Annotated in this window: 11 protein-coding genes; 8 read left to right on the plus strand and 3 right to left on the minus strand. The window is 62.3% G+C overall.

What is annotated here, in order from left to right; translation table 11 throughout:
• Positions 1-70 precede the first annotated feature (70 nt).
• Together MAXJ12_RS27985 and MAXJ12_RS27990 are read left to right on the plus strand one after the other, a co-directional pair.
• On the plus strand, positions 71-439 hold the full coding sequence (locus MAXJ12_RS27985) for an SH3 domain-containing protein (RefSeq protein WP_008839482.1): 369 nt from the start codon (positions 71-73) through the stop codon (positions 437-439).
• Between the two features lie 476 nt (positions 440-915).
• Positions 916-1,341: a Ros/MucR family transcriptional regulator gene (locus MAXJ12_RS27990; RefSeq protein ID WP_008839483.1), complete on the plus strand. Its 426-nt coding sequence runs from the start codon at positions 916-918 to the stop codon at positions 1,339-1,341.
• A gap of 2 nt (positions 1,342-1,343) precedes the next feature.
• On the opposite strand, the gene MAXJ12_RS27995 is transcribed toward MAXJ12_RS27990, so the two are convergent.
• Entirely contained in the window at positions 1,344-1,694 is a 351-nt protein-coding gene (locus tag MAXJ12_RS27995) for a cytoplasmic protein (RefSeq protein WP_244421622.1), read from the minus strand.
• Between the two features lie 218 nt (positions 1,695-1,912).
• Between MAXJ12_RS27995 and MAXJ12_RS28000 the strand changes: the two genes are divergently transcribed.
• Positions 1,913-2,335, plus strand: a complete 423-nt coding sequence (locus tag MAXJ12_RS28000; protein ID WP_244421623.1) for a helix-turn-helix domain-containing protein — start codon at positions 1,913-1,915, stop codon at positions 2,333-2,335.
• A gap of 3 nt (positions 2,336-2,338) precedes the next feature.
• Complete coding sequence (locus tag MAXJ12_RS28005) at positions 2,339-3,127, plus strand: DUF6456 domain-containing protein (RefSeq protein WP_040588425.1); 789 nt, start codon at positions 2,339-2,341, stop codon at positions 3,125-3,127.
• A gap of 148 nt (positions 3,128-3,275) precedes the next feature.
• Here the strand turns inward: MAXJ12_RS28005 and MAXJ12_RS28010 are convergent, their stop codons facing one another.
• Complete coding sequence (locus MAXJ12_RS28010) at positions 3,276-3,701, minus strand: SufE family protein (RefSeq protein WP_008839488.1); 426 nt, start codon at positions 3,699-3,701, stop codon at positions 3,276-3,278.
• 423 nt (positions 3,702-4,124) lie between these two features.
• The gene (locus MAXJ12_RS28015; protein WP_008839489.1) at positions 4,125-4,460 is read right to left on the minus strand and encodes a DUF5330 domain-containing protein; all 336 of its coding nucleotides are present in this window, start codon (positions 4,458-4,460) and stop codon (positions 4,125-4,127) included.
• A 493-nt stretch (positions 4,461-4,953) separates the two neighbouring features.
• On the opposite strand from MAXJ12_RS28015, the gene MAXJ12_RS28020 reads away from it, so the two are divergent.
• The 4 genes from MAXJ12_RS28020 to MAXJ12_RS35860 all read left to right on the plus strand — a co-directional run.
• Entirely contained in the window at positions 4,954-6,717 is a 1,764-nt protein-coding gene (locus tag MAXJ12_RS28020; protein WP_008839490.1) for a sensor histidine kinase, read from the plus strand.
• Positions 6,692-7,444 (plus strand): peptidoglycan-binding domain-containing protein, encoded by a 753-nt coding sequence (locus MAXJ12_RS28025; RefSeq protein ID WP_008839491.1) that lies wholly within the window; start codon positions 6,692-6,694, stop codon positions 7,442-7,444. The genes MAXJ12_RS28020 and MAXJ12_RS28025 overlap by 26 nt, the downstream gene beginning before the upstream one ends.
• A 242-nt stretch (positions 7,445-7,686) precedes the next feature.
• Positions 7,687-8,016, plus strand: a complete 330-nt coding sequence (locus MAXJ12_RS28030) for a hypothetical protein (protein ID WP_139044071.1) — start codon at positions 7,687-7,689, stop codon at positions 8,014-8,016.
• Positions 8,017-8,105: 89 nt separating this feature from the next.
• Positions 8,106-8,270: DUF1491 family protein (locus tag MAXJ12_RS35860; protein WP_008839493.1), on the plus strand; the 165-nt coding region annotated here is incomplete at its 3' end.

Genomic DNA, 8,270 nt, shown 5'->3' on the forward strand with positions numbered 1-8,270 from the left:
GGGGCGTTCAAGAGCAAAAGTCTAGTGTTTCAGCGTGTCCGGTTTAGCCGGTTCGCCACAGGAGAGATAGATGAATAGGCTTTTGAGGGTCACCGCGGCGCTCGCCGCATGCTTGACGGTCGCGGTCAGCGCAAACCAGTCCGGGGCGGCGGCATTCGCGGCATGGGAAGTCGCCAACGTGCCGTTCGGCGACACGTTGAATGTCAGGAAATATCCTGCCGGCCATTCGCAGAAGCAGGCGGCATATCCGAACGGGACGGTGCTGCAGATGACGGGCAAATGCACCGGCGGCGTCAATCTGCTCGATATCTCCAACCAGCCGCAGTGGAAGCAGAAACAGACGGTTCGTTACCGCTGGTGCCAGATCTGGCACGACCCGGCCCAGAACGGCAATTTCGTCACCGGCTGGGTGTACGGCAAATACATCGCTCCGCACTGATGCCGATGCGTCAGCCCATCTCGTAAGTAGTCAGTTCGTTTCCTGCGAAGTGAAACCCGTCGATTTCGGGTGGGCGGCAGTTGCCAGGGCCTGTCATTTGCCTCCAAAATCGGAAGATTGCCGGTCCGGTCCGAATCGGTCATTGGGTCTGCAACTGCGGCGAAAATGCGCCGTCGCGCGATCTGATCCACAAGCAGTAAAGACTTAGAGCAGCCGTGACGCTACGTAACGTTGCTGATTTGAGTGAAAATCGGTTTCGTCTAATCGACGTCGGCGCATACAAGTGGCCGGCGAATATCTGGAATGACTAGGCGGATAGCCAATATATACAAAAATTGTGAATTGACTTGACTTGGCAATATGCCCGATAAGACAACTCGGCGCGAATCGTGGGGTTTTGCCCTGCGCCAAACTGCGCAATGCCCCGCCGGTTAGAAAGGGGCGCAACTATCTAGCTAAATTGGGGCCCGAATAATATGGACACTATGGAAACGCCTGCTCGTAATCACGAGATGCTGATCGAGCTTACGGCCGATGTTGTCGCTGCTTATGTGAGCAACAATCCGGTCCCGGTCGGCGAACTGCCTAATCTTATCTCCGACGTGCATGCAGCGCTTGGCCGCGTCGGCGGCAGCGCCGAACAGCCGCTCGCCGACAAGCAGAAGCCGGCGGTCAATCCCAAGCGCTCAGTGCATGACGACTACATCGTGTGCCTGGAAGACGGCAAGAAGTTCAAGTCGTTGAAGCGTCACCTGATGACCCATTACGGCCTGACGCCCGACCAGTATCGTGAAAAATGGAGCCTGGACTCCAGCTATCCGATGGTCGCGCCGAACTACGCGGCCGCGCGCTCGCAGCTCGCCAAGAAGATGGGGCTCGGCCGTAAGCCCAAGTCCCGATAGACTTAAACGTCTACAGGAGTTTCGCGACGGCGCCTTCGGGCGCCGTTTTGCTTTCCGGCCTTGCCCTGGCGGGGCGCGGCTTTGGTTCCGCGCAGTCGGTCGAGCCCCTGCTTCAAGGCTATGTGCCGGTTCAGATCGTAGCTCCAGTGCCGCCGCAGTCCCTTCAGGCGCTCGCGCTCTATGGCTCGCTCCAGGCGGCCGGCCAGCCTGAGCTTTTCGGCGGGTCCGGCTTCCAGCGCCGCGGCGAGATCGATGCCGCAGGCTAGGTGCAGGGCCGCAATCTGCCGTGCATGCGCCGTTTCCTGCGCTTTCCGATCCGTGAAGTCTTTGGTTTCCTGACGAAATCCGTGCATGCGGCTGGTCCTGTCCTTGGCATTGATGCCTACAGGCTAGCCACGCGGCCAAGGGGTGGGGATAAAACTCCCGCCTGAAAAGCACGCTGAATTAAAAAAGAGCTGCATTTTCAATCTGTTGTCTATTGGACGGCAGATTCTTTGTTCTCATTTTGTTCACATCCTGGTTGTAGATCGCTATAAGAACTTATTCCTATCAGGCGAGGAGGAAGAGTTCAGTGCATTCGACAGCAGTGACGGCCAGGAAGGCGATTATAGAAACTCAGCCGAGGGCAAGAAGCGCTCTAGCCCGTTCGGCCCAGCCGGTCGGGGGGCCGCGCGGCGAACGCGCCGTCGAATTGTGCGAGGGCATGATCGACATCGTCGCGGCCTTGTTCAACGTCTCCGGAAAGGAGCTGCGGCGGTCGGGGCGGGCCGATCAAAGCATCACGCGGGTCCGGCAGATCGCCATGTATGTCAGCCATGTCGTGCTGCGGCTCAGCATGAACGAGGTCGGCCACGGCTTCGGACGCGACCGCACGACGGTTCTCTATGCCTGCCACCTGATCGAGGACATGCGCGACGACGAGGATTTCGACTGTCTCGTCGCCCGGGCCGAGCGGGTGGCGCTCGCTGCATTTCGCAACCGCATTGGACTTTGACGGATGACAGACGGGATGAAGCGGCGGATCCTGAGCTTCCTGGCGCGTGGCGATGTCGCCGTCCGGCCGGCGGCGAATGCGGGCAGGGTTCTGCTCGACGCCGGCGAACGGGGAACGATCGCCGTCGACGCGGCCTTGCTGGCGGCAATGGCGAAGGACGGCGCGCTGATCCGGCAGGGCGCACGCCTTTCATTAGCTCGGCAGGACGAAACGGCCGGTCGGAGCAAGACGGACAACAGCCGCTTCCAGGATCAGCACCGCGAGCTCGAGATCATGCAGGTCGAGGCCGGCGGGGAACCGGGCCTTGCCCTGATCAACCTGGCGGAATCGCCGCTGGGGCAATTGATGCGCCGCCGCGGCGCGGACGGCAGGCCGTTCCTGACGCAGGCCGAGTTCGCGGCCGGCGAGCGGCTGCGGTCGGACTATACGCGCGGCAGGATCATGCCGCGGCTCAGCGCGAACTGGGAAGCGAGCGTGTCTTCGGGCACGCGCGCTCAGGGCGGCGGGCTGGCCGAACTGACCGATGCGGCGCTCGCGGCGCGCCAGCGCGTCGATGCGGCGATCGCGGCGGTCGGCCCGGAGCTTTCAGGCGTGCTGATCGACGTTTGCTGCTTCCTGAAAGGCCTGGAACTGGTCGAGCGCGAGCGCAACTGGCCGGTGCGCTCGGCCAAGATCGTGCTCAAGACCGCGCTCGGCGTGCTCAGCCGCCATTACAATCCGGCGGCAGGAAGATCCGCGCGGCATCGCCCGCTGCATTGGGGAACCGACGATTACCGGCCTAAGGTGTGTTGAGATTCAGGTGATGCCGGCCTGCAAATGGCGGCTTTCTGCGCTTCCGGTGCTCACGGACCTGAATGTCCGCTCCGCTCCGGTTCTCGAAATCTACCATTTTCGTCTCGGCCTGACCTGAATCTCCACACACCTTAAATGTCGGTATAGCTCAGGCGTGCTGGACGAGGGCGGCTTCGGCGTCGCCCTTCATGCGCTTGACCATCGAGCGCAGGCCGTTGGCGCGCTGCGGCGACAGGTGCTCGTCGAGGCCGAGCGAGCGCATCAGCGCCTCGGCGTCGGTCTTCACGATCTCGCTGGCGCGCCTGCCCGAAAACAGGGCCAGCATGATGGCGACCAAGCCGCGGACGATATGGGCGTCGGAATCGCCCTGGAAGCGGACGACCGGATCCGGGCCAGGGCCCTTGTCGGTCACCAGCCAGACCTGGCTGACACAACCCTGGACCTTGTGGGCGGCGTCTCGCGCCTCGTCTGGAAAGGGCGGCAGCGCCTCACCCAGTTCGATGATGTAGCGATAGCGCTCTTCCCACTCGTCCAGGAAGGCGAAATCGTCGCGGATGGTGTCGATCGTAGTCATTTGCCGTCGATATAGTGATTGCGCCGGGCCGCGTCACGGAAAAAGACGGGGCAGGCAGCATCGGGGCAAATTACCCCTCCACCACGCCCCTCAAGCAGGGCTATCGCATATAGGGCAGGAGAAAGACGGATAGGTAAGCCTGCTCCGCCCGTCATCCCGAGGATCTGCCTGGGCTGCGGTCTTGGAGAGCACTGAGCCTACCGGGGTTTCGGAGTCGTTTGTGACTGATCGCCTGCGGCAGATCCTCGGGACAAGCCCGAGGATGACGGCGTTGAAGCGTATAGGCCCACCAAGCTCATATGGGATAACCCTGCCCCCGCAGGGGGAGACCGGACGCCGCTCCTCAAACCAGACGCGATTGAAAGAGGCGTGTTCTTCTCCCCGCTGCGGAGAGAAGGTTTCGTGCGATTGGCCGCGCAAACCTCAATTCACGGCCGGAACGTCCGCCTGTGGCGTCGGAATGGCGCCGGTCATGGTGGCGGTGTCGGGTTCGCCGAAATTGTCGTCCAGCATTTCGAAGGCGATTCGGGCCGCTTCGCGCGCCCTGACGCCGACCGTTTGCAGGGCCGACTTGCCGGTCTCGCAAACTTCGGGTTTGCGCTCGCAAATGCCGGTCACGTCGCCGATCGCCTCGCGCGCGGCCAGAAACGCCTGGATGGCGCCGACGCTTGGAGCGTCATCGGAGGAATTGCCGGTGTCCAGCGGAAGGACCAGCAGGACCAGCGAGAACCAGAATGCCATCCGAACCAGAAAACCCATCTGACTGCCCTCATCGTCTTCGGGGCGCGCTTCGTAAATGCGCGACCTTCTTGTTGTCGCTTCACTATGGCACAAGCCGCCCAAGGAGCGCTTGCCTGTGAAGGCGGCTTTTTCGACAAATTCGATTCAAATTTTAGATAATGCCGGGTCCGGACAGTTCGATTCATGCATTAACGGCGCGGGTAAGATTACATTAACCACGTAAACTTTTGTAATTGCACAATTTACAGGTTTTCGAAGGCGGTCTGGAGGTCCGATTGCGTGGTCTTTGGACGCCTCGCCTGGCTAAACCGTCTGTTTACCATGGAACCAACTCACCCTGTCCGTAAGCGCCGACGCCCCAATATTCGGCGTTGACGGCGGACCTCGATCGGCGCGCCTTATTCATTCTTTAAAGCCTGGGTGCGACTTTCGGATTCAACCAGAACCGGTCCGCGAACCGGGTGAAATCAGGGTGCGTTGAGTGAGTTTGTTGGCGGCCAGATATAGCGACATGCTCGGCGCGATTGCCGCCGGTTGCGATCGGCTGGTCCACCCTTCGATCGCCGGAGAAAGCGAAAGGCTTCGCCACCGCCGCCTGATCGGCGTGCTGCTCTCATCGCCGTTTCCGATTGCCGCCGCCGCCGGCCTGCTGCTGCCATCCGCACTCGGCGCGGCGGTCACGCTGGCCTTCATCTGCGCCACCTGTGGGGCGGCATGGCTCGCCGCCCTGCTGGTCGCCGCAACCGGCAAGGGCCGGACGGCCGGCATGATCGCGTTGGGGGCCGGCGCTGCGGTCCTGGCTTGCCTGACGGCGGCTGCCGGGGGGCTTGCCTCGCCGATGACGCTCATAATGCTTGCACTGCCGTTCGAATCTTATTGGGTGGCGCGGACCAGGAAAGCGGCGCTGTGGGGCGTGGCGGCTGCTACGGCGGCTCTCATGCTGCAGGCGGTGCTGGGCGACGCGCTGTCTTCGGGTGCTTCGCCGGCTCTGTGGCACTGGCTGCTTCCAACCGCCTATGCCGTTGCGATGCTGGCGAGGCTGGCTCCGGCCGCCGACGAAACCGGGGCCGCCCGGGAAACGAACGCCGAAACGAAGCTCGAGGACATCATCGACGCGGTGGTGCTGAGGATCGCGCCGGGCGGCGACGTCCTCGACGTCACCGAAAAATCGCTCCAGATGCTGCAACTCCCTCCGGAGCTGCTGCTTGGAACCGGGCTGTTCGACCGCATCCATGTCGGGGACCGGGTCGGCTATCTCTGCGCGCTCGCCGACCTGCGCGACGGGCGGCCGGGCCGCAAGGCGGAAATTCGCATCCGCCTGCCGCATGCGGGCAATGGCATGCCGAACGACAATTACCGGCATTTCGCGATCGAGCTGAACAGGGATTCCGGCGCGGAACAGACATTCCTGGCGATATTGCGCGACAATGAGGAAATGGCCGAACTGCGCGCTGCATTGGCCGCGGCGGTCGATGCGAATAACGGCATCGATATCGCCAAGGGCCGTTTCCTCGCCGCCGTCAGCCATGAACTGCGCACGCCGCTCAACGCCATCATCGGCTTTTCCGATATGCTCCTGCACGAGATGTTCGGAGGCTTCAGCGACCCGCGCCAGAAGGAATATGTCGGCCTGGTCCGCGATTCGGGCCAGCATCTGCTGGAGGTCGTCAATTCGATCCTCGACGTGTCGAAGATCGAAGCCGGCTCCTATCCGACCTATCCCGAGTCTTTCCGGTTCCGAGAGGCGGTCGAGATGTGCCGCTCGATGATGAGCCTGCAGGCGCAGGCCAAGAAGGTAAGGCTGCATGCCGAGGTGGCGGCCGAGACCGGCGAAATCCTCGCCGACAAGCGCGCCGTGCAGCAGATGCTGATCAACCTCGTGTCGAACGCGGTGAAGTTCACGCCGGAGGGCGGCCGAGTGACGATCGGTGGAAAGAGGATAGGCTCGCGTCTTCACTTCTGGGTAAGCGACACCGGCATAGGCATTGCGGAAGACGATCTGTCCACGATAGGAAAGCCGTTCACGCAGGTCCAGAACGACTATACGCGCCAGTATGAAGGCACGGGCCTGGGACTATCGCTGGTGAAGGGGCTGGTGGCGCTGCATGACGGCACGATGTCGATCGAAAGCGCGGTGGGCGAGGGCACTGTCGTGACGATAAGCCTGCCGGTCGACGGACCCGCCGGACAGGTATGCAACGACGGCGGCGAATTGCTGCCGATGCCGGGCAGGACGAAAGAGAAGGTCGATGGCACGCTCCGCAAAGCAGGCTAGGAAAGCTGTCGGCCGGAGCCGTGCGCTGCATGGCGGCGTGGCCGCAATGGGCGGGCTGATTTCGCGCAATCCGGTGGCGGTGGGCGGTTCCACCGCATTTCTGGTCGCGCTGCTCTATGTGTCGGCCAACGCGCTCTGGTATCAGCCGCATGCGCATCCCGGCGCATTCTTCGCAACGCGCGACTTGAACGCGGCGGGTTGGCCGGAGCGGGACACAGGCTCGGAGACGACGATCCATCTGGTGCGGCCGGAGGAAGCTCCGCCCCGCCCGAAAGGCGATCCGCGCGTCGAGCAGGTCCAGACCGTCCTGAAGGAACTGAATTTTTATGACGGCGCGGTCGACGGCCTGGCCGGCCCGAACACCACGCACGCCATCGAAGAGTATCGGCGCAAGATGGGCCTGACGGTAAGCGGGGAAATCGACGCCGAGCTTCTCGAAATGCTGGGCACGCCGTCAACGACGGCGGGAATCGCGCCGACGCCGGCGCCTCGCGAGAGCGCCTTGCCCGTGTCCCAGATGGTGACCGACGCGCCCGAGGACATGGTCGTCAGGATCCAGGCCGGCCTGAAAGCCTTCGGCAATAACGACATGGAAATCGACGGAGTGATCGGCTCGCGCACGCAGGCGGCGCTGCGCGAATTCCAGTCGCTGTTCGGGCTGCCCGAAACCGGCCAGCCTGACCAGGCGGTCTATGCCAAGATGAAGGAAATCGGGCTGACGAACTGAGGGGCTTGGTCCCTCTTTCTGTTCCACGGCATGCTCGTGTAGTGTCCCATCCGGCGCAGAGATCCTATGCCGTCCTGCAGCATGGGAACTCGGAGCAAAGGGGCTGGTCCGCGCATCCGACAATGCCGTCAGGATCACGCGAATTGGTATACGAAACGGCCTGTCGAATGATGATAGCGCAGAGATTTACCCTCGCCTTGCGAGTGACGCTTTCCTACATGGCTGGCGTGATAGGAGGTCTATTGACTGTGCTGGCTATCACGGACCCACAGCACGATGTGATGGCGGCTGACGTTTTCTCAAGTTTTGCACTGGCTGTGGCCGCGGGCTTTCTGATCTCATGGCCTCTTTATCTAACGGCGATCGCAGTCACCCTGATTTTCCCACGATCGGTAGCTGCCAATCCTGGAATTTGGAGCGTAGCAGCAACTTTAATCGGCGCCGGTTTCTCGTTTTGGACCCCGGCGTTCGATGGCGAACTCCGATCGGTCGGCGGTCTCGCCGCCGTATTGGCGGGCGCTTGTTTCTATTGCTGGAGCCTATCGAATCCGGTCCGACAAATTTCTACCTGAGACATTACCCACGCTAGCGACCCCTTTCCCGTTCCAGCGCGATGAGGGTACGGGTGGGGATAGCCTTACCGACGGAAAGCTCCCGCGAAATGCGTGTCACCACCGATCTGTTCGTTTCCGCGCTTGTGCGACGGATTTTCGCCGCGGGCGGGTTTGCCGCCGTGGTCAAGCGCGGGGCGACGGAGGCTGGCGCTGTGTTCGTCATCGCGCGCGGCCGGCTGGGCGACGCCAGCCTCTACGGTCCGGCTCCGCAG

This window comes from Mesorhizobium alhagi CCNWXJ12-2, from assembly GCF_000236565.1.
GTDB lineage: Bacteria > Pseudomonadota > Alphaproteobacteria > Rhizobiales > Rhizobiaceae > Allomesorhizobium > Allomesorhizobium alhagi.